The organism is Candidatus Pelagibacter sp. HIMB1509, from assembly GCF_052047855.1.
Lineage (GTDB): Bacteria > Pseudomonadota > Alphaproteobacteria > Pelagibacterales > Pelagibacteraceae > Pelagibacter.
Genome location: NZ_JBNAIU010000001.1, coordinates 35,810 through 57,625 on the forward strand (window position 1 = coordinate 35,810; position 21,816 = coordinate 57,625).

21 protein-coding genes and 1 riboswitch are annotated in these 21,816 nt (G+C 29.0%); of the genes, 8 read left to right on the forward strand and 13 right to left on the reverse strand.

Annotated elements, in window-relative coordinates; all coding sequences use genetic code 11:
• Position 1 precedes the first annotated feature (1 nt).
• Positions 2-1,096 carry a flavodoxin-dependent (E)-4-hydroxy-3-methylbut-2-enyl-diphosphate synthase gene (ispG, locus tag ACTTBO_RS00150; protein WP_440655600.1) on the reverse strand — a complete coding sequence of 365 codons (1,095 nt, stop codon included), beginning with the start codon at positions 1,094-1,096 and terminating at the stop codon, positions 2-4.
• A gap of 4 nt (positions 1,097-1,100) precedes the next feature.
• A complete protein-coding gene (locus ACTTBO_RS00155; protein ID WP_440655602.1) occupies positions 1,101-2,312 on the reverse strand; it encodes an aspartate kinase in 1,212 nt (403 codons plus the stop codon).
• A gap of 76 nt (positions 2,313-2,388) precedes the next feature.
• On the opposite strand from ACTTBO_RS00155, the gene ubiG reads away from it, so the two are divergent.
• Complete coding sequence (gene ubiG, locus ACTTBO_RS00160; protein WP_440655604.1) at positions 2,389-3,111, forward strand: bifunctional 2-polyprenyl-6-hydroxyphenol methylase/3-demethylubiquinol 3-O-methyltransferase UbiG; 723 nt, start codon at positions 2,389-2,391, stop codon at positions 3,109-3,111.
• Here the strand turns inward: ubiG and ACTTBO_RS00165 are convergent.
• Both ACTTBO_RS00165 and argJ read right to left on the reverse strand, forming a co-directional pair.
• Complete coding sequence (locus tag ACTTBO_RS00165) at positions 3,108-3,536, reverse strand: DUF1178 family protein (RefSeq protein WP_440655606.1); 429 nt, start codon at positions 3,534-3,536, stop codon at positions 3,108-3,110. The two genes, ubiG and ACTTBO_RS00165, sit on opposite strands and share 4 nt — an antisense overlap.
• Positions 3,537-3,575: 39 nt before the next feature.
• Entirely contained in the window at positions 3,576-4,877 is a 1,302-nt protein-coding gene (argJ, locus tag ACTTBO_RS00170; protein WP_440655607.1) for a bifunctional glutamate N-acetyltransferase/amino-acid acetyltransferase ArgJ, read from the reverse strand.
• Between the two features lie 65 nt (positions 4,878-4,942).
• Here argJ and secA point away from each other — a divergent pair, with 65 nt between their 5' ends.
• Positions 4,943-7,477, forward strand: coding sequence for a preprotein translocase subunit SecA (secA, locus tag ACTTBO_RS00175; protein ID WP_440655608.1), 2,535 nt, complete (start codon positions 4,943-4,945; stop codon positions 7,475-7,477).
• A 3-nt stretch (positions 7,478-7,480) separates the two neighbouring features.
• Here the strand turns inward: secA and ACTTBO_RS00180 are convergent, their stop codons facing one another.
• Complete coding sequence (locus tag ACTTBO_RS00180; RefSeq protein ID WP_440655610.1) at positions 7,481-8,575, reverse strand: acetyl-CoA carboxylase carboxyltransferase subunit alpha; 1,095 nt, start codon at positions 8,573-8,575, stop codon at positions 7,481-7,483.
• 104 nt (positions 8,576-8,679) lie between these two features.
• Positions 8,680-8,767: riboswitch (glycine riboswitch) on the forward strand.
• A 79-nt stretch (positions 8,768-8,846) separates the two neighbouring features.
• Here ACTTBO_RS00180 and ACTTBO_RS00185 point away from each other — a divergent pair.
• A complete protein-coding gene (locus ACTTBO_RS00185) occupies positions 8,847-11,009 on the forward strand; it encodes a malate synthase G (protein WP_440655611.1) in 2,163 nt (720 codons plus the stop codon).
• On the opposite strand, the gene recR is transcribed toward ACTTBO_RS00185, so the two are convergent.
• The 5 genes from recR to kdsB all read right to left on the reverse strand — a co-directional run bounded on the left by recR (position 10,996) and on the right by kdsB (position 15,276).
• On the reverse strand, positions 10,996-11,607 hold the full coding sequence (recR, locus tag ACTTBO_RS00190; RefSeq protein ID WP_440655612.1) for a recombination mediator RecR: 612 nt from the start codon (positions 11,605-11,607) through the stop codon (positions 10,996-10,998). The two genes, ACTTBO_RS00185 and recR, sit on opposite strands and share 14 nt — an antisense overlap.
• Positions 11,608-11,610: 3 nt before the next feature.
• Positions 11,611-11,928, reverse strand: coding sequence for a YbaB/EbfC family nucleoid-associated protein (locus ACTTBO_RS00195; protein ID WP_262590178.1), 318 nt, complete (start codon positions 11,926-11,928; stop codon positions 11,611-11,613).
• Entirely contained in the window at positions 11,921-13,570 is a 1,650-nt protein-coding gene (gene dnaX / locus ACTTBO_RS00200) for a DNA polymerase III subunit gamma/tau (RefSeq protein ID WP_440619405.1), read from the reverse strand. Before dnaX ends, ACTTBO_RS00195 begins: the two co-directional genes overlap by 8 nt.
• Before the next feature lie 138 nt (positions 13,571-13,708).
• Positions 13,709-14,545 carry a prephenate dehydratase domain-containing protein gene (locus tag ACTTBO_RS00205; RefSeq protein WP_440655614.1) on the reverse strand — a complete coding sequence of 279 codons (837 nt, stop codon included), beginning with the start codon at positions 14,543-14,545 and terminating at the stop codon, positions 13,709-13,711.
• Entirely contained in the window at positions 14,545-15,276 is a 732-nt protein-coding gene (gene kdsB, locus ACTTBO_RS00210) for a 3-deoxy-manno-octulosonate cytidylyltransferase (protein ID WP_440655615.1), read from the reverse strand. Before kdsB ends, ACTTBO_RS00205 begins: the two co-directional genes overlap by 1 nt.
• A 93-nt stretch (positions 15,277-15,369) precedes the next feature.
• Between kdsB and ACTTBO_RS00215 the strand changes: the two genes are divergently transcribed.
• Positions 15,370-15,909, forward strand: a complete 540-nt coding sequence (locus ACTTBO_RS00215; protein WP_440655616.1) for a c-type cytochrome — start codon at positions 15,370-15,372, stop codon at positions 15,907-15,909.
• On the opposite strand, the gene argF is transcribed toward ACTTBO_RS00215, so the two are convergent.
• Positions 15,901-16,830, reverse strand: a complete 930-nt coding sequence (argF, locus tag ACTTBO_RS00220; protein ID WP_440655617.1) for an ornithine carbamoyltransferase — start codon at positions 16,828-16,830, stop codon at positions 15,901-15,903. The genes ACTTBO_RS00215 and argF overlap by 9 nt on opposite strands.
• Positions 16,831-16,832: 2 nt before the next feature.
• On the reverse strand, positions 16,833-17,999 hold the full coding sequence (locus ACTTBO_RS00225; RefSeq protein WP_440655618.1) for an aspartate aminotransferase family protein: 1,167 nt from the start codon (positions 17,997-17,999) through the stop codon (positions 16,833-16,835).
• Positions 18,000-18,169: 170 nt separating this feature from the next.
• On the opposite strand from ACTTBO_RS00225, the gene ACTTBO_RS00230 reads away from it, so the two are divergent.
• Positions 18,170-18,664 carry a GcrA family cell cycle regulator gene (locus ACTTBO_RS00230; RefSeq protein ID WP_440655619.1) on the forward strand — a complete coding sequence of 165 codons (495 nt, stop codon included), beginning with the start codon at positions 18,170-18,172 and terminating at the stop codon, positions 18,662-18,664.
• Positions 18,665-18,668: 4 nt separating this feature from the next.
• Here the strand turns inward: ACTTBO_RS00230 and ACTTBO_RS00235 are convergent, their stop codons facing one another.
• A complete protein-coding gene (locus ACTTBO_RS00235) occupies positions 18,669-19,652 on the reverse strand; it encodes a complex I NDUFA9 subunit family protein (RefSeq protein ID WP_440655620.1) in 984 nt (327 codons plus the stop codon).
• A gap of 16 nt (positions 19,653-19,668) precedes the next feature.
• On the opposite strand from ACTTBO_RS00235, the gene ACTTBO_RS00240 reads away from it, so the two are divergent.
• The 3 genes from ACTTBO_RS00240 to lptC are packed head-to-tail and all read left to right on the forward strand — an operon-like array spanning position 19,669 to position 21,815.
• On the forward strand, positions 19,669-20,283 hold the full coding sequence (locus ACTTBO_RS00240; RefSeq protein WP_440655622.1) for a ribonuclease D: 615 nt from the start codon (positions 19,669-19,671) through the stop codon (positions 20,281-20,283).
• On the forward strand, positions 20,280-21,248 hold the full coding sequence (locus tag ACTTBO_RS00245; protein ID WP_440655623.1) for a KpsF/GutQ family sugar-phosphate isomerase: 969 nt from the start codon (positions 20,280-20,282) through the stop codon (positions 21,246-21,248). The genes ACTTBO_RS00240 and ACTTBO_RS00245 overlap by 4 nt, the downstream gene beginning before the upstream one ends.
• Positions 21,249-21,815 (forward strand): LPS export ABC transporter periplasmic protein LptC, encoded by a 567-nt coding sequence (gene lptC, locus ACTTBO_RS00250; protein ID WP_440655624.1) that lies wholly within the window; start codon positions 21,249-21,251, stop codon positions 21,813-21,815.
• Position 21,816 lies beyond the last annotated feature (1 nt).

Below are 21,816 nucleotides of genomic sequence, written 5' to 3' on the forward strand. Positions count from 1 at the left end.
GTTAATTTTCTAATTCAGAGGCCTTTTTTTCAACTTCTGCTATGACTTTATTAACTATATCATTAGTAGATACTTTTTCACTTTGCACTCCAGATAAATAAAGCATATTATTACCTTTTCCACCTCCAGTTATTCCGATATCAGTTAATGCAGCCTCACCGGGTCCATTCACAACACAGCCAATAATCGATAGGGTAATTGGAGTTTTTATATGAGATAATTTTTCCTCTAAAATTTTAACTGTATCAATCACTTGAAATGCTTGCCTTGCGCAAGATGGGCAAGAAATTATTTTAACTCCTCTATTTCTTAATCCTAAAGATTTAAGTATTTCATTTCCAATCTTAACCTCTTTTACAGGATCATCTGATAAAGAAACTCTTAAGGTGTCACCTATTCCATCTAATAGCAATGAACCTAGTCCTATTGAAGACTTAACACTTCCTGACACAAAACTTCCAGCCTCAGTTATTCCAAGATGAAGAGGATAGTCAGTAGCATCAGAAAGTTGTCTGTAAGCTGCAATCGACAAAAATACATCGGAGGACTTGACGCTTATCTTGAAATTAAAAAAATCTTGATCCTCTAATATTTTAATGTTTCTTTTTGCGCTCTCTACTAATGCTTCAGGGCATGGCTCTTTATACTTTTCTAGAATATCTTTTTCTAGAGAACCTGCATTAACTCCTATTCGAATTGAACAATCATTATTTTTGGCAGCACTTAAAACCTCATAGATTTTATCTTTATCGCCAATATTTCCAGGATTTATTCTTAAACACTTCGCTCCATTTTCTGCAGCTTCTATAGCTCTTTTATAATGAAAATGAATGTCTGCAATTATAGGTATTTGAACATTTTTTGTAATTTCTTTTAAGGCTTTTGAAGAGTCTTCATCTGGACAGGAAACTCTTACCAGGTCAGCACCCTCTTCATGAATTTTGTTTATCTGTTCTATAGTAGCCGAAATATCTGTAGTCAAAGTATTAGTCATTGATTGAACTGATATTGGATTGTCACCACCAACTTTAACATTACCAACGTTAATTACTTTAGTTTTTTTTCGATTTATATTTCTAAATGGTCTTACATTCATAAGTTTAATCTAGTTTAAATTCCTTATGAAGAGCAGCTATTGCTTTTTTTACATTTTTTGATGAAACTAATACTGAAATTTTAATTTCAGATGTTGAAATAACTAAAATGTTTATTTTTTTTGAAGCTAAAGCTTGAAACATCCTATAAGTAATTCCAGGTGTAGTAATCATCCCAACTCCAATTATAGAAACTTTGGAAAGATTTTTATCAAAAGAAAGTTTTTTATAAGATATCGATTTATTTTGCTTAATTAATTTTTCGGTTTTTTTCAGATCATCAGATTTAATTGTAAAGGTTAAGTCGGTATCTTTTCCATTTTGAGAAATATTTTGCACAACCATATCAACGTTAATTAAATTTCTTGATAGTGGTCTAAAAACTGAAGCAGCAACACCAGGTCTATCTTTAACTCCTACAATTGTGATCTTAGCATCATTTTTAGTTGAAGATATCCCAGTAATTATTTGATCGCTAAACGCTTTTGTAGAGCCTGTTATTAATGTACCTGGTTTATTAATAAATGAAGATTTAACTTTAATATCAATGTTATTTAACTTTGCATCTTGAACCGATGTTGGTTGCATCACTTTTGATCCCAAAGATGCCATTTCTAACATTTCATCATAAAATATTTTTTTAATTTTCTTTGCCTTTTTATGTTGTCTTGGATCAGTAGTATAAACACCATCAACATCTGTATAGATAATACATTCATCAGCTTTAATAAATTTTGCTAACATTATTGCAGTGGCATCAGAACCACTTCTTCCTATTGTGGTAATTCTATTTTCATTATTAATTCCTTGAAAACCAGTAACAATTGGGATCCCACCTTGTTTCACATAATTATTTAATTCTTTTGTGATTATCTTATTTATTCTTGCTCCAGAATAAGGTCCATCAGTAATTATTGGTAATTGCCAAGAAACCCACGACCTAGATTTAAAACCATCATGAGTAAGTCTTCCTGCAATTAAAGCACATGCAACCTGCTCTCCAGTGGAGACAAGTACATCATATTCAGATCTGCTGAAATTATTACTAATTTGTTTCGATTTTTTTATAAGCTCATTGGTCACTCCACTCATTGCAGATGAAATCACCAAAACTCTATTTTTTTTCTTTTTATAAGCAGCTATAATTTTACATACTTTTTTTATCCTATCGATACTACCAACAGAAGTTCCGCCAAATTTTAGTACAACAGTTTTCATGATCAGTTGAATTAATATAGTTTAATTATAAATTGATAAAGTACATCTTAATTGTTATGTCAACTAATTATATATTATGAACAGTATTAATAAAAAAGAAATAGAAAAATTTTCAAATATGGCGGCCGAATGGTGGGATCCAGAAGGAAAATTTAAACCTCTTCATAAATTTAATCCTATAAGAATAAAATATATAAAAGAAAATATAATTAAGGAATTTCAACTTAAAAATAAAAAATATCCTCTTTCTGGAATAAATGTCCTTGATATTGGATGTGGAGGTGGATTGTTATCTGAGCCCATGTGTAGATTAGGAGCTAATGTTACAGCAATCGATGCTTCAAATAAAAATATTGCCATAGCGAACTTACATGCAAAAAAAAACAATCTTAAAATAAACTATATATGTTCATCGCCTGAAAAACTAAAAACAACAAAAAAATTTGATGTAATTTTGAACATGGAGATTGTTGAGCATGTTGAGGATGTTGATTTTTTTTTAAAATCATGTGCTAATCTTTTAAAAAAAAATGGATTAATGTTTGTTGCAACTATAAATAAAACCTTAAAATCTTATATATTTGCAATTGTTGGTGCAGAATATATTTTGAGATGGCTTCCTATTGGCACCCATGAATGGGAAAAATTTGTTAAGCCTGAAGAATTAAAAAATATACTAATCAAAAACAATCTTAATCTCAAAAAAATAGATGGAATGAATTTTAACATTCTGAAGGATGAATGGAATGTTTCTAAAGATTTATCAGTAAATTATATTGCGGAATTTAAGAAAAACTAATTTTCTTTTTCATCAACCCAAGGAATTAATTGTGTATTTATGCCCTCTTCTTTGAGCTCTTTAACGTCTTTCTGAGAGGCTTTACCATATATCCCTTTTATAGGTTTCTTGCTATTGTAATGAATAGATCTAGCTTCATATGCAAAATCATCCCCAACGTACTTAAAATTATCTTTTATAAACTTTTGATAATTTTTAATTGTTTTTTTAATTTTTTTATACTTCTGAGTATCAAATTTTTCTTTATTTTTTGCTTTTCTACTTATTAGCTGAGGAGCCATTAATGTTTTTTCAACTTTTTCAGAATTACAGTTGTGACAGATTAAAAGTTTTTTCTTTTTTAATTTTTCATATTCTGATGAAGTAGAGAACCAACTATCAAACTTTAATTCACAGTCGTTACACAAAAGTTTGTATTTTATCATAGTATAGAATTAGTTATCAAAATTTATATTTCAATATGTTCAACTTCTATAATCAGCATTAATCTCAATATAATTTTTTGTAAAATCCATAGTAAAAGCAGTAAAGCTTTTGGGACCAGTAAACAAATCTACATTGATTTCTATATTTTCACCTTTCATATACTCAGCTACTAATTTTTCATCGTAATTCTTGTGTAATTTTCCATACTGAATTATTTGATAATTTCCAAATTTCAAACCTAATTTATTTAAATTTAATTTTGGTCCTGCTTTTCCTATTGCCATCACTATTCGTCCCCAGTTAGGATCTTCACCTGCAATAGCTGTTTTTACCAAAGCTGAATTTGCTATTGAGAAAGCAATTGTCTTTGCATCTTGTTCACTTTTGCTTTTTTTAATATTTATAGTGACAAATTTTGATGCTCCTTCTCCATCAGAAACTACTCTCTTTGCTAAATTTAACAAAACATTGTTTAATGCTTTGTCGAATTTTTTTAGTTTTATATCATTAATACTTTTAATATTTGAATTGTTTGCTTTATTTGTTGCAAAAATACTAACCATATCATTTGTGCTAGTGTCCCCATCACACGAGATAGCATTAAATGTATTTGTAATATTTTTTTTTAATAATTTACTTAAAATATCATTCGATAAGTTGGCATCTGTAAATATGTATGCCAAGGTGGTTCCCATATTTGGAAATATCATACCCGAACCTTTGGCGATACCATAAATTTTTACCTCTTTATCTCCAATTTTACATTGTTCCATCGCGAGTTTTGGTTTTGTATCAGTGGTCATTATTCCTAAGGCTGCTTTCATCCAAAGAAATTTGTTTTGTGTATAGTTGATTTTTTTAATCAAGTTTGGAATTTGAACTATTATCTTTTCACATGGAAATGTTTCACCTATTGTACCTGTGCACCCAAAAATAATTTCCTTTGAAGTAATTTTCTTTGGATAATCTTCATCTTCAACTTGTTTTTTTGATAATTGTTCAGAAGTTAAATCAGCAATTTTTGCGAGACTTTCGTAACCTTGTCTACCTGTGAAAGCATTTGCATTTCTAGTATTTACAATAAGAGAATAAATTTTTTTTGATTTTTGATTTATATTCCATTTGATATTTTCTGAGATAATTTTTGATTGTGTATAGACAGAGGCATGATTTGCACCATCTCTAAAGTAAAACATTACTAAATCATCTCTTTTAGTTTTATATAAATCTGCGCTTAGAGCTGAAATAGATAAGCCATCTATATGATCAAGGTCCTGGAAATCCATCATTCTGGTATTTTTTGATTTCGAGGTTAAAAAATTTGTTAAATTAATACCCATGATATTTAAAATAATTGTTTAATACATATATTAAACCATATATTTAAAGAATAAATCAAATAGTCATGTTTAACCCACTTAACCTAATTACAAAGTTTATCAAATCTAGTAATCAAAAAGAACTAGATAGAATTGGAAAAATTGTAGAAAAAATAAATTCATACGAGGAACAATTCATAAAATTAAGTGATACAGACTTTCCCAAAAAAACAGTTGAATTTAAAAATCAATTAAAAAATGGAAAAAGTTTAGACGAAATTCTACCTGAAGCATTTGCACTAGTAAGGGAAGCTGCAAAAAGAACAAGACAAGAAAAGCACTTTGATGTTCAACTTATTGGGGGAGTAGTTCTTCACGAAGGTAAAATTGCTGAAATGAGAACGGGTGAAGGAAAAACACTCACTATTGCTTTAGCGGCGTATTTAAATGCGCTTTCTGAAAATGGAGTTCATATAGTAACAGTTAATGATTACTTAGCAAAAAGAGATTCCATGGAAATGGGTATCATATATAATTTTCTAGGTCTTACTTCAGGATTTATAAATAATGATCAAGATGATCTAGAAAGAAAGAAAAACTACAATTGTGACATTACTTATGCAACCAACAGTGAATTAGGATTTGATTATCTAAGAGATAACATGAAGTTTTCTCAAAAAGAAATGGTTCAAAGATCTCATGTATTTTCAATTGTAGATGAAATAGATTCCTGTTTAATTGATGAAGCAAGAACTCCACTTGTAATTTCTGGAGCTGCAGAAGATAAGACTGCTCAATACCTAGCTATAGATAAACTTGTTAAAATTTTAAATAATAAAGATTTTGAAATAGATGAGAAAGAAAAAAGTATACTTTTAACAAACGAGGGTATTAATAATGTTGAAAAACTTTTTTCTAATGCGGGTATCCTAAAAAATGATAATTTTTATGACCCAGAAAATCTTCATTTAGTTCACCACGTAAATCAAGCACTTCGTGCAAATCATTTATTTGAAAAAGGAAAAGATTACATAGTAAAAGATGGAGTTCTTAAAATCATAGACGAGTTGACTGGTAGAATTTTAGAAGGAAGAAGATTTGGAGATGGACTTCATCAGGCTCTTGAAGCTAAAGAAAAAATTCAGATACAAGCTGAAAATCAAACTTTAGCATCTATTACCTATCAAAATTATTTTAAACTATATAAAAAAATATCAGGTTGCACTGGTACTGCAGTCACAGAGTCTGAGGAATTTTTTGAGATATATAATCTTTCAGTAGTTGTAATACCAACAAATAAAGAAATGATCCGAAAGGACTATAATGATTTGATCTTTAGAACTGAAAAAGAAAAAAATGATGCAATAATTAATAAGATCATTGAAAAACATGAAATTGGTCAACCAATTTTGGTATTCACATCTAGTATCAACAAATCTGAAGTTTATTCTAAATTATTAAATGAAAAAAATATTAAACACGTAGTTTTAAATGCAAAGAACCATGAAAATGAAGCTGAAATTATTGCAAATGCTGGAAAAGAAAAATCTTTGATAATTACAACTAGTATTTCTGGTAGAGGGGTTGACATCCAGCTTGGTGGAAAAAAAGGATCAATTCCTGATGATCAGTTAAAAATAGATAAAGAAAAAATTAAATCTCTAGGTGGCTTATTTGTAATTGGTACAGAAAGAATGGAGTCTAGAAGAGTGGACAATCAAGCAAGAGGAAGAGCTGGACGACAAGGAGATGAGGGCAGTTCTGTGTTTTATGTAAGTTTAGAAGATGATTTGATGAGAATTTTTGGCTCAGAATCTATGAATAATATGCTTGAAAAACTTGGTTTAAAAGATGGTGAAAGTATTGATCACCCTTGGATCAACAAAGCATTAGAAAGAGCTCAGCAAAAAGTTGAAGCCAGAAATTTTGATATCAGAAAAACACTTATCAAATTTGATAATGTTTTGAATGACCAAAGACATGTTGTGTTTTCTCAAAGAAAAAACGCAATGAATAGTGAAAATATTTTTGACTATTCTGATGAATATTTAAAAGAAATATCAGAAGACTTGATAAAATTAAAAATTCAAAATCTATCTAATCCTAAAAGTAATGAATTTAACAATAAAGTTAAGCAAATTGTTGGAAAAAGTTTTAATGATACTGAACTTGAAAGTTTGATTTCTGCCAAAGATAATGAACTGAAAGAGCAAATATCTACAAAATTCAATGAGACACGTAATGAAAGAATTAAAGTTCTAAACGAACAGCATGCAAAAGAAATTGAAAAAAGAATATTTTTGCAAACAATAGATTTGAATTGGAAATCACATATACAATATTTAGAACAGCTTAGACAGGTAATTGGGTTAAGGTCCTATGGTGGTAGAGATCCTTTAGTTGAATATAAAAAAGAAGCTTTTGATTTATTTTCAAATTTACTAGAAAAACTAAAATTAGACTACGTTACAATATTAATGAATTTAAAAGTTATAACAGAAGAAAAATCTTCCAATGAGGAAAGTTTAAATCCAAAACCACAAACCAAAAAAATGGGAAGAAATGAACCTTGCTTTTGTGGATCAGGTAAGAAGTTTAAACATTGCCATGGGGCTTTGTAATTCTTAAAAAAGAAAAAATAAAGAAGCTAAAAATAATAAACCTACACCAATACCAAATAATAATTTTTTTGATTTGAAAATATTATCAAAATTATTTTTCTTAATGGTCAAATTGCTTAGATCTTCTACATTATTCATAAAACCATCATTTCTTCCAATTTTTAAAAATTTATTTTTTCTTTCATTCATTATATCTTCTGACGTCATTTCTTTGTATTGATCTAAATTTGTAGAAATAGATTTTCTAACATTGTCTAGCATCAGTTCTCTATCCCTGTGAGCACCACCTAAAGGTTCTGGGATTATTTCATCAATAACTTTTAATTTTAATAAATCTTTTGCGGAAAGCTTCATTGCTTTTGCTGCATCAAGCATTTTTTTTGGATCTCTCCATAATATAGTTGCACAGCCTTCAGGAGATATAACTGAATAAATAGCATTTTCTAGCATGATAACTTTGTTAGACGATGCTAATGCAATCGCACCACCTGATCCACCCTCACCTATAATTATTGCAATAGTTGGCACCTTAAGTTCCATGCAACATTCAATTGATTTTGCTATTGCCTCAGCTTGACCTCTTTCCTCTGCACCAACACCAGGATAAGCACCAGGCGTGTCTATAAAAGAGATAATTGGAATTTTAAATTTATTTGCTAAATTCATTAATCGAATAGTTTTTCTATAACCCTCAGGTCGCATCATCCCAAAATTTCTTTGAATTCTGCTATCCAAATCTTCACCCTTTTCTTGACCGATAACTAAAACTGACTGACCATTAAATTTTGCAAAACCAGTAAGTACAGATTTATCTTCACCATAATAACGGTCACCAGATAGAGAAATAAAATCTTCGAATAAATTATCTATGAAAAATTTAGACTTTGGTCTGTCTTCATGTCTTGCAACCATGGTGGTTTGCCATGGATCTAGGTTTGAATATATATCATTTAATTTTTGATCTAACTCAACTTGTGTTTTTGAAATTTTTTGCGTGTCTACTTCTGACAATCCCTCTTGATTATAGGGATCTTTTAATTTTTCCAATTCTGTCTCTAAATCTTTAATCTCAGTTTCAAAATTAAGATAATTTTTCATAATATGGTTATAGCTGATGGTTAATTCATAAAAAAGGCAATAAAATGATATTTAATTTAAAGTGTAATTGTTATTAATTGACTCTTTTCTAGAAGAGGATACATACTTTGTTATCGGGAGAGACTAATAAATTTAGCACCGAAGGAGCAACCACCCCGGAAACTCTCAGGTAAAAAGGACCGATAGTTGCATAACACTCTGGAAAGAGAATTAATTCCGCCGAAGGAGCAAAACTCTCAGGCAAAAATACAGATGGGGTAATTTAGGTGATATGCAAGAAAAATATATAAATATAAATACTTTAAAAGTATCTGAAAAACTTTCTCAATTTATTAGCGACGAGCTATTAAAAGAAACAGATCTATCTGTTGATAATTTTTGGTCAGGGTTCGAGAAAACAGTCAATGAATTAGCACCTAAAAATAAAGAATTAATAAAATTTAGAGAAGACTTACAAAAACAAATAGACAATTGGCATATAAAAAATAAGGGAAATAAATTTAATTTGTCAGAATATAAAAAATTTCTAACAGAAATTGGTTATTTGAAAGAAGAAGGTGACGATTTTGAAATATCAACTCAAAATGTTGATGAGGAAATAACAAGTATTGCTGGACCTCAACTTGTTGTACCAGTAATGAATGCGAGATATGCATTAAATGCTGCTAATGCTAGATGGATGAGCTTGTACGATAGTCTGTATGGAACAGATGTAATTGAACAATCAGAAGATAGTGTATCTGAAAGATACGACCCATTAAGAGGTGAGATGGTAATAAAATATGGAAGAGATTTTTTAGATAAATATTTTCCATTAGCAGGATTGAGTTGGCAAAAAATTACAAGTTTTGCGGTTAAGTATGGAAAATTTAAAGCTTTAAAAGGTGCTGATATTTATGATTTATTAGATGAGAATAAGTTTATTGGCCATAGGGGTGAAGCTGACAACCCGTCTGCTATAATTTTAAAAAATAACAATTTACATATAGAAATTTTAAAAGACTCAAGAGCTTTTGCAGCTCAACAAGATCATGCTGGGATTAGTGACATAATTTTAGAATCTGCGGTGTCAACTATATGTGATAACGAAGATAGTGTAGCTGCTGTAGATGCAGAAGATAAAATTGTTTGTTACAGAAATTGGCTAGGTCTGATGAAAGGTGATCTAAAATCAAAATTTGAAAAAGAGGGAAAATTATTTGAAAGAAAACTTAACCCCAATAGAAGCTATATTTCAAAAGATGGAAAAGGTTTAAAGCTTCATGGAAGAAGTTTGCTGCTAGTTAGAAATGTTGGTCACTTAATGACTAATCCATCAATAATTTTAAAAGATGGTAGTGAAGTTCCAGAAGGAATATTGGATGCATTCATTACTACAGCTGCAGCCCTTCATGATATTAAGAAAAAATCTAATTCAAGAACTGGTTCTATTTATATCGTGAAACCAAAAATGCATGGACCAGATGAAACTGCATTTACTGATTTGCTTTTCTCAAAAGTTGAAGAAGTTTTAGGTTTGCCAAAATATACCTGCAAGATTGGAATAATGGATGAAGAAAGAAGAACTTCAGCTAATTTAAAAGAGTGCATTAGATCGTTAAAAAATAGAGTTTTCTTTATAAATACAGGTTTTCTAGACAGAACTGGTGATGAAATGCACACCTCTATGGAAGCTGGTCCGATGATTAAAAAAGGTGACATGAAAACTTCAAAATGGATTACAGCATATGAAAACAACAATGTTGATATTGGTTTAAAATGTGGATTATCTGGAAAAGCTCAAATTGGAAAAGGAATGTGGGCAATGCCTGATAAAATGAAAGATATGATGGAGCAAAAAACTGGACATTTAAAAGCAGGTGCAAATTGTGCATGGGTTCCATCTCCGACTGCTGCAGCTTTACATTCGCTACATTATCATGAAATAAATATTTTTGATGAACAACAAAAAATTAAAAATAGAGAACAAGCAAAGCTTGATGATCTTTTAACAATACCTACTGCTGATAGACCAAATTGGTCTGTAGATGAAATTAATAAAGAAATTTCTAACTCAGCTCAAACTTTATTAGGTTATGTGGTCAGATGGATTGATCAGGGCGTTGGATGCTCCAAAGTACCAGATATAAACAACGTAGGTTTGATGGAAGATAGAGCCACTCTTAGAATTTCATCTCAACATATTGCAAATTGGATACATCACGGAATTACAACAAAAATTCAAGTTGTAGAAATTCTTAAAGACATGGCTAAAATTGTTGATGATCAAAATAAAAATGACACTAATTACGTAAGAATGAGTGATAACTTTGAAAATTCAATTGCATTTCAAACTGCATGTGATTTGGTGTTTAAAGGAAAAGAACAACCATCTGGTTATACTGAACCTTTACTGCATTTAAATAGACTTACTAAAAAGTCTAATCTGAATTAGAAACTAAGTTAGACCGATTTTTAAAAGCAGAAAATAAAGTCCCGTCGTCTAAACTTTCAATTTCACCACCTATAGGTAGCCCCTGTGCAAGTTTTGTAATTTTTACATTAGAATTTTTTAGGCTATCTTGGATGTAGTAAGCAGTAGTTTGACCTTCAACAGTTGCACTTGTAGCTAATATAACTTCTTCAATTTTATCTCGATTAACTCTCTCTACCAGCGAATTTACAAGTAAATCTTCTTTTCTTTGACCTACTGATGAAATGGTGCCTCCCAGAATATGAAAATACCCTTGATAAATATTTGAATTTTCAATCGACCATTGATCAGCAATGTCTTCAACAACACAAATCTTTGAATATTTATTTTTTGTATTTTCACAATTTATACATCCAGTTGAAATTGATTTAAGTGAACCACAAGAATTACATCTAGTTACATTTTTATAAACTTGAGCCAATGTATTTGCCATTGGTTTTACTAATTCATCACGGTTATTAATGAGTTTTAAAACAATCCTTTTAGCAGATTTTGGTCCTAAACCTGGAAGCTTTGAAATTAATTTTATTAATTCCTCAATCTCATTAATATTTTGCATCTGCTATAATGGCCACTTAAAACCAGGTATTCCAAATCCACCTGTGGCTTTTGATATCTCTTCTGATGTTTTCGACTTTAATTGTGATTTAGCGTTATTATGTGCAGCTACAATTAAATCTTCTATTATTGATTTGTCTTCTTTCATTATTTCATCTGATAGTTTAATTGATTGCATTTCACCTTCTCCATCCAAGACGATTTTTGCTGAATTTGAGCCAGAAACACCCTCTACTCTAATCTCCTTAATTTTTTGCTGACTCTCTTTCATTTTTGCTTCAAGTTCTTTTGCTTTATCTAATATTTTATTAAAATCAGTCATTATCCTTATCCTCCTTAGTTATCGATTTAACATCTACCAGTTCTGCATCAGGAAAATTTTCCATAAAGTTTTTATAAATTTCAGTTTGTTTAGCTTTTTCAATTAATATTTTTTTTTCATTTTCTTTCTTTTCTCTAACTGAGAGATCTCCTTTTGATTTACTAAGTGTGATAATCCATCTTTCTTTTGTCCATTCAAAAAGCTTTGTGGAAAGGTCTTTCACAAAATCTTTATCAAGGCTGTCATTAAATGAAATCTCAATCCTATTTTTTTCAAATTTAACCAAATTGACATTTTTCTCTAATTCAAATTTAAGTTTTAATTCTCTTTTACTTGTGCAAGTAGCAATTAATTCATCGAAAGAATTAATTTGAGTTTTAATTTCTGCTTTAACTTCAGTTTGTATTTCAGGATTCTTTTTTTCTTCTTGAGAAATATTTTTTATTTGATCAATAATTTTAGTCTCTGTTTTTATTTCAATTTTGCTAGTTGAATTTTCTTCTTTAGGTTTTGTATCTATTTGTTTAACTTGTTTTACAGAACTTAAATGCATTAATCTAATCAAAAACATCTCAATTGATAAATGTTGATTTGATACAATATCTAATTCTTCTAATGACTTGATAGAAAATTGCCAAAATAAAATTAATACATCTGGTTGGATTTGATTAGAAATATTTTTTATTTTGTTAAATTCTTCATCATTGAGAGAAAAATTTGTGCTTTCTAAAGTTAAAGAATTTATATTTTTAAAGTAATACAACAGTTCTAAAAAATCATTTAAAAATATTTTTGGTTCAACTCCCTGATCATATATTTTTCTATAAATTTTTATTACCTTTTCTTCTTCTCCTCTTAATATCAATTCAAATAAATCAATTAATTGTGATTTATCAAAATAACCAAAAATCTTTTGAGCAGAATTTAAATCTAGTTCTTTATCATTATCTAAACTCAATAACGCTCTATCTAACAGAGATAATGCATCTCTTACTGAGCCCTCTGATATTTTTACAATTAATTTTAGAGCGTCATCCGTAACTTTTCCGTTTTCTTTATCTTTAATTTTTTTTATAAAATCTAACAATTCAGAAGATTTAATCCTTGAAAGATCAAAACGCTGACACCTTGAAACGACAGTTATAGGAATCTTTTTTATTTCTGTTGTGGCAAATATAAATTTTAAATATGAAGGTGGTTCTTCCAATGTTTTTAGTAAAGCATTAAAAGCTTGTTTACTTAACATATGAACTTCATCGATTATAAAAATTTTGTACTTTGCTGAAGTGGGTCCGTATCTGGAAAACTCAATTAGATCTCTAACATCATCAACTCCTGTCTTGCTGGCCGCATCCATTTCAAGTACATCAATGTGACTTGAGTTTGCAATCGACTGACAATTTTCACACAAATTATCAATGCACATTTTTTCAATACCATTTGAGCAATTCAAGGCTTTTGCTACAATTCTTGCGGTTGTAGTTTTTCCAATCCCTCTAATTCCAGTAAACAAATATGCATTTGGTACTTTGTCAGCTTTTATTGAATTTATAATTGTTTCAGCAACAACTTCTTGACCAATAAGATCATCAAATATTTGAGGTCTATATTTAAGAGCTAGTACTTTTGAATTGTTATTCATAAATTTTTTAAGGAGACTAGAACCTGAATAACTGTCTCTACGACTGCTTCCGTTAAGATCTGGTCGGGTTCAAGCAGCATCCACCTCTAGCCTCCAAATCTATTATAGCAGTTAAAATTTCTAATCTACAAGAAAAGATTATTGTTTTTTTTGTCTCAAACCATCGGCTTCAAAAACACCTAGGACGTGAAAATCCTCACAATGTAAGCCTAGCTCTTCAAGAGATTTTTGAACTTTTGGATCTTCAATATGTCCATCTAAATCACATAAGAAAAAATAAGAGTCGAAAGAATTTTTTTCAGGGTAACTTTGAAGCTTAGTAAGATTTACTCCATTGATGGCAAATCCTCCAAGCGATTGATAAAGAGCTGCAGGTTTACTTTTAAGTTTAAATAAAAATGAAGTTATATATTTTTTATTTCCAAACTCAGGTTGAGATATATTTTTTCCCATAACAAGAAATCGTGTTAAATTTCCACTCTCGTTTTCTATATTTTTTTTAATTACATCAAGATTATAAATTTCAGCACTTAGAGATGATGCTATTGCTGCCTGTTTTTTGTCTTTTGTTTTAGAAATCATTTCAGCTGATCCAGCTGTATCTGCTCTTATATGTTCAGCAATATTATTTTCTTTTATGAAATTTGAACATTGCGACAAACCCTGTGCATGAGAATAAACTTCTTTTATATCAGACAGTTTCGCTCCCTGTTGACCTAATAAATTATGTTCGATTTTTTGAAAGTGCTCTTGGTAAATATTCAATCTATGTTTAAAAATTAAATATTCGATACCTATATTTCCTGTAATTCTGTTAGACTCTGGTATTATTATTCTACAATCGGGTTCTTCTGAGGCTTTATTAAAACAATCATCAAAAGTTTTACAAGGTAAAATTTCAGCATCAGGGTCGATTGATAATGCTGCTAAATGAGAATAAGCTCCAAATGTTCCTTGAAAATATATTTTACCCATCAGGACTTATATTCCATTATTTTTTTTAAGGCCAGATAATCTTCCTCTGTGTCAACTCCTATAGGGGCTTTGCTTGCTAGAGCAACATTTATTTTGATATTATTGTCTAGAGCTCGAAGCTGTTCTAATTTATTTTCAATTTCATTTTTTGATTGTGGTAATTCAACAAATTTTTTAAGAATTTCAGATGAATAACAGTAAATTCCAATATGGTGATAAATATTTGAGGTATCTTCAGATTTCCTTAAAAATATTTTTGCTTTAGAAAACGGGTCATCTTCTAAATTATTTTCAGTAATAACTTTAACTATATTCTCATTTACTAAATCTGATTTATTCTCAATTTTAGCAGCAAGGGTTCCTATTTTTGCTTTGTGATCTATCATCATTTGGTTTAGGTTTACAATATCCTCTATATTTATTGCTGGCTCGTCACCCTGTAAGTTCATTATAAAATCAATATTATCTAAGTTGAGTTTTTGATAAGCTTCATATATTCGGTCTGTACCTGTTTTATGTTTATTGCTTGTTAAAATAGCATTTCCTCCATTATTTTTAATATCATTGACAATCTCTTGATCCTCTGCAGCAACAATTACCTCTCCAATATTTGCTTCTTTTGCCTTATTAAATACATGTGAAATAATTGAAATATCATTGATTTTTAATAATGGTTTTCCTGGAAGCCTAGTAGCGGATAATCTAGAGGGTATAATTATAAGAGTTTTCATTAATCACTAATTAAAATAGAGGCAAATTTGTACATTAAATTTTAGTCAAATTTTAATTTATCATGTTATACGTTCAAAATTAAATTTATAAAAATGGATTCTTTTGAAATTAACAAAATTGTAGCTGCAGTTCTAATGGTAGCACTTCTTGTTATTGGTATAGGAAAATTATCTGATGTAATTTTTCATGTAGAAAAGCCAGAAACTCCAGGTTACACTGTGGAAGTTGAGCAGGTATCTACCGCATCATCTTCTACAACAAACGCTGCAGAAGAAAAAGTCGACATTGCTGCATTAATGGCCATGGGAGATATAGCAAGTGGAGAAAAAATATTTAAAAAGTGTGCAGCCTGTCACTCAATAATTAAGGGTGGGAAAAATGCTATAGGTCCAGCTTTATATAATGTCGTTGGAAGAAAAGTTGGAGCAGTTGAAGATTATAAATATTCAAAAGCATTAGCTGCATATGAAAAAGAATGGACATTTGAAGAGCTAAATGGATTTCTAAAAAAACCTGCAAAATACATTAAAGGTACAAAAATGGCTTATGCAGGTTTAAGAAAAGAAGCAGATAGAGCGTCTGTAATTAAGTTTCTAAATGAAAACTCAGATAGCCCTATTCCATTACCTTAATTTTCCAAAACAATACAACAGTATACTTTTTTGAACATGAACTCTGTTAAGAGCCTGTACCCATACATGAGATTTTTTTCCTAAGAAAATATCCTCAGAAACTTCATTCCCTCTAGGTAGACAATGTAAAAAGATACAATTCTTATTTGCAAAACTCATTAATTTTTTTTCAATTTTAAATTTTTTAAATGCCTGAATTTTTTTCTTCTTGTTTACTTTATCATTTAACGAAATAACTTTATCAGAAAAAATTACATCAGCTCCACTAGCTGCTTTTTTTGGATCATTATAAATATAAATTTTTCTCTTATTTTTTTTTACCCAATTTCTAACTTCTTTGCCCGGTTCAAAGTTTTTTGGACAACCAATACTTAGCTTGAAAGAAAATTTAACTGAAGCAGCGATTAAACTATCTAAAACATTATTTGAATCACCAATCCAGCAAATATTTAATTTAGAAATAGGTTTTTTTGTAATCTCTTCAACTGTAAAAACATCTGAAAGCACTTGAGTTGGATGAGATGATGGGCTCAAACCATTGATGACTGGAATAGTTAAATATTTTTTAAAATCCTCAATTTTTTTATCACTATCCGTTCTCAACATAAATCCATCACCATAAGTTGATAGAACCTTCGCTGTATCTGATATACTTTCACCACCTTGTCCTAAATGAAGTTCATTAGATCTGAGCGTTACAGTACCTCCTCCAAGCTGTTTAATTGCTAAATAAAAGCTCATTCTTGTTCTTAAGCTAGGTTTTTCAAACATTTGTATCAAAATTTTACCTTTTAAGGGAGCGCCTTTATCTGTCTCTAATTTATTAAATTTTTTTCTAGAACTTTTTCTTTTCTTTGCATCAGTAATTATTTTTCTTAAATCCTTACTAGGAATATCTTTTAAATTTATAAAATGTTTCATAACTATTTAAATTGACTGCAAACTTTATTTATAATTTTTAAAGCTTCATCAAGCTCACTTTTTTTGACATTAAGAGGTGGTAAAACTCTGATGACATTTTCTGCAGCACGAATAGTTAATAATTTATTTTCCATTAATTTTTTAATAAAACCTGTCTGATCTTGATGCAGCTGTATTCCAATTAAAAAACCTCTTCCTCTTATTTGTTTAATAATACTAGGATATTTTTCTTTAATCTTGTTCAATTTAGATAAGAAATATTTAGATAATTTTTTTACATTATTTAAAAACTTTTTATTTGAAACTATATCCATTACTTTATTTCCAACCGACATAGCTAGTGGATTGCCTCCAAATGTAGATCCGTGAGTGCCAGGTACCATGCATGTGGCTACTTTTTTATTCATAAGAACAGCTCCTATTGGAAATCCACCTCCAATTCCTTTGGCTATTGGAACTATATCAGGTTTTACTTTAGATTTTTCAAATGCAAAAAAATCTCCTGATCTACCTATTCCACATTGAACTTCATCCAATATTAAAAGAATTTTTTTCTTATCACACAATTTTCTAAGCTCTCTTAAACAGAAATCTGGAATAACTTTAATTCCTCCCTCTCCCATTATTGTTTCAACCATTATAGCTGCAGTATCTTTTGTAATTTTCTTTTCTAATGTTTTATGGTCTCCAAAAGCAAAGTGATCAAATCCTTTTACTTTGGGTCCAAATCCTTCTGTCATTTTTTTAGAACCACTCGCATAAATTGCAGCTAATGTTCTTCCATGAAATGAATTTTTAATACACAGAATTCTATTTTTATTTTGTTTGCCTATTGAAAAAAAATATCTTCTAGCAACTTTAATTGACGCCTCTGTAGCTTCAGCTCCACTATTTTGAAACATTACACAATCAGCAAATGTTTTTTTACATAATTTTTTTGCTAAATTTTCTCCCTCAGGAATTTGAAAAGCATTTGAGACATGCCAAAGTTTTTTAGATTGTTTATTGATTGTTTTTACTAAACTTGGATGAGCATGACCTAAAGAATTAACCGCAATACCCATCACAAAATCAAGATATTTTTTTCCATCAGTAGAGTAAAGATAGCTTCCTTGACCATACTTAAATGAAATTTTTTTTCTGTTATAATTTTTTGCTAAATTGCTCATAAATTAAATTTATTTTTATAAATTTTATTTAATAGATACAAGTTATGATTGAAAACCTGAGTAAATTTAGGTTAGGTTTTTATTGTTGATAACTCTAATTTTTTGATTGTTTCATTTAAATTAATAGCAGTATATTGTTATTATAAAAATAAGAAACACAACATATAGATATGAGCTGGACTGAAGAAAAGGTTACAAAGTTAAAAGAATTATGGGGCAAAGGTAATACTGCTAGTCAAATAGCTGAAATTATTGGTGGTATTAGTCGAAATGCAGTAATTGGCAAAGCTCATAGATTAAATCTATCAGCAAAAATAAAAACAAGGCCCGCAACTTCAAATAAAAAATTTGAAAATTCTCTTGAAGAAAATAATACAAAATCAAAAAGAGGACGTAAAAATAGGTTTAAATCTCTAATAATCGAAAAAGATTTTGAACCAGAAAATCCTAAACAATTAGAAGAACTAGACGAAAGTTCTTGCAAATGGCCTATAGGTCACCCAGATGAAAAAGAATTTTATTTTTGTGGTAGATCTTCTTTAAAAGATTTTTCTTATTGTAAACTTCATTTACTTTATGCTTATCAACCAAAAGGTAAAAAAGAAGAAGTTACAGAAAAAGAGGAAGTTCCAGAATTTATTGAAAAGAAAATTCAATCCGCTTAAGATCTTAGCTCGTTTTAATATCTATATTATCTGAATTATATTTTTCTGTAGAAAATTGACCACCTTCTCTCCACATATAGCAGTATTTTTTAACTTCTTCATCGAAGTATCTCAAACTTGGTATACCCAAGTCAGAATTAGATTTATATTTTCCAGATAAAATATTATCATATTTTAGAAGTTTTAATTGATCTCTAGTCAAAAGTGGTTTTGGCATTATTTCAAAAAATCTTGCTGACATTTGTGCTACAGGTAAGGGCATTGGTATTAACAATCTTTTCTTTCCAATTAAATTTAATAATTTTTCTATTATTTCTTTAAATGAAATTATTTCTGGACCAACACATTCAATTATTTTAGAATTAACATTATTAGAAATAACATTAAAAATAACATCTGTTAGGTCAGAACAATGAATTGGTGCAAACTTGGTTTTGCCTTCATAATAAAGCGGAAATATTGGCAATCTATTTAAAAGTGTCATAAAATTTGTTGTAAAATTATCATCTATTGAATAAACAATTGAAGGTCTAATAATTATAGCTAAAGGAAAATTTTTTAGAATTCTTTCCTCTCCCTCTAATTTACTTTTAGCATAATCAGAGTCTATGGCCTCGTTTATTCCAAGTGCTGATAGATGAATAAAATGCTTTAGTTTGTATTCTTTTGAAAGTTTAGATAACAAAGAAGGAAAAATTGTGTGAATATTTTTAAATGTATTACCTTTTTTGGACTCAAATAAAATACCAACTAAATTTATACAAATGTCTGCTTTTTCGAAAAGCTTTCTAAGTTTTTGTTCTTCAAAAATATTTGACTCAACAATATCTATATAGCCAGCATTTGCTTGGGTTTTAATGATGTAGCTTTTTTGGTGAATGTTTCTTGTTACAACAGTTACTTGATAATTACTTTTTGTAAGCTTCCTAATTAAATTTCTACCAATTTGACCACTTCCACCAAAAATTAGACAATTTTTTGCTTTCATATATATATGTTTAAAAATGAGTATTAATATTCAACTTCACAAAAATGATCTACCAGATGATTTAAATTTAGGCAATATAATTGCCGTAGATGGTGAGTTCATGGGTCTAAATGTCAGACGTGATCCATTATGTTTAATTCAAATTTCATCAGGTAACTCAGATGCTCACATAGTCCAGTTTGATAGAGAAAATTATCAAGCACCTAATTTAGTTAAACTTTTAAAAGATGGAAATATAACTAAAATTTTTCATTATGGACGCGCAGACATGGCTCATATAAAATATTACCTAAATACAGATACTAATAATATTTTAGACACAAAAATTGCTTCTAAACTTGCAAGATCTTACTCTGATAACCATTCTTTAAAGACATTAATTAAAGAATTTATAAATATAGATATTAATAAACAATTCCAAAGTTCAGATTTTGGAGGTGAATTAACACCTGCGCAACTAAAATACTGTGCTAATGACGTAATTTACCTACATAAGATTCATCATAAATTATACAAAATACTCGAAAGAGAAAATCGAAAAAATCTTTATCATGAATGTTTAAAATTTTTAAAAATTAGAGTAGATCTTGATTTAGCACTATTCAAAGAAGATATTTGGTCCCACAAATGAATAATAAACAATTCATATCTATTGCTAAAGATGTTATTAATTTAGAAATCAAAGCCCTACAAAATTTAAAAAGAAATATTAATAATTCATTTAATAAAGCTGTAAATCAACTCGCAAAGTGCCAAGCAAAAGTAATTTTATGTGGAGTGGGTAAAAGTGGATTAATTGCATCTAAGATTGCTTCAACTTTAGCATCAGTTGGCACTCCTGCCTTTAGCATGTCAGCAAGTGAAGCATCACATGGTGATTTGGGTATGGTGTCAAAAAAAGATATTTTAATATTAATTAGTAATTCAGGACAAACTAGTGAACTGAAAAATATTATTCAATATGCAAAAAGAAATAAAATTTTATTGATAGGAATTGTATCTCAAAAAAATTCTGTTTTATATAAAGCAGCAGATATTAAATTAACAATTCCTAAAGTCATTGAGGCTGAAGGAATAGTACCTACCTCAAGCACTACAACTCAACTAGCATTAGGTGATGCGTTAGCTATAGCAACAATGAAACATAAAAAGTTTGATAAGATGGATTTTAAAAAATTCCATCCAGCTGGAAGTTTGGGTGCTAAATTAAAAACCGTTGAAGATATAATGGTGACGGGAGAAAGAATACCTTTTGTAAATGAAAATTTAATAATGAGTAAAGCTTTAAAAATTTTAAGTAAAAAAAAACTTGGGATTTTGATTGTCACAAATAAAAAAAATATTACAACAGGTATAATTACAGATGGACAAGTTAGAAGATTCAGTCAAAAAAAAATAGATTTTAAATCATTACCTGTTAAGAAGATAATGACAAAAAAACCAATATCTATAGATAAAAATGAATTTGCAGCAAAAGCATTATCGATAATGAACGCTAAAAAAATTACTTCCCTAATTGTAAAAGATAACAAAACACCATTAGTAACTATTGGTGTAATTCATGTTCACACAATTTTGCAATCAAATATCTCATAAATGTTTAAAAAGAAAAATGTAATAGTTTTTTCTTCTCTCATTACATTGATTTTTTTAGCTTTTTTTGTTTATTCAAAATTTAGTCAAAAATTCAAAAAAAATTTTATTTCTACCCAAGATGAAAGTTTAATAAATTCGAATATAATTAAGGATGTGAATTACGTAACTAAAGATGAAGATGGGAATGAATATATTATTAATGCAGAAGAAGGAGAGATTGATTTCAACAATGAAAATATTTTATTTCTTACTAATGTAAAAGCATTAATAAAACTAAAGAACTCTGATGAAATAACAATTGTTTCCGATTTTGGTAAATATAATTCTAGTAATTTTGATACAATTTTTTCAAAAAATGTAATAATTAATTATTTAGACAATAAAATTCTTGGAGAATATCTTGATTTTTCGATAGAGAGAAATTCTATGATAATTTCTAGAAATGTAGTCTATAGTAATTCAGAAAATATATTAATTGCTGATGTTGTAGAAATGAATTTAAAAACAAAAGACACAAAAATTTTTATGTATGAAAATGAAAAAAAAGTAAATATTAGAAATAATTAGA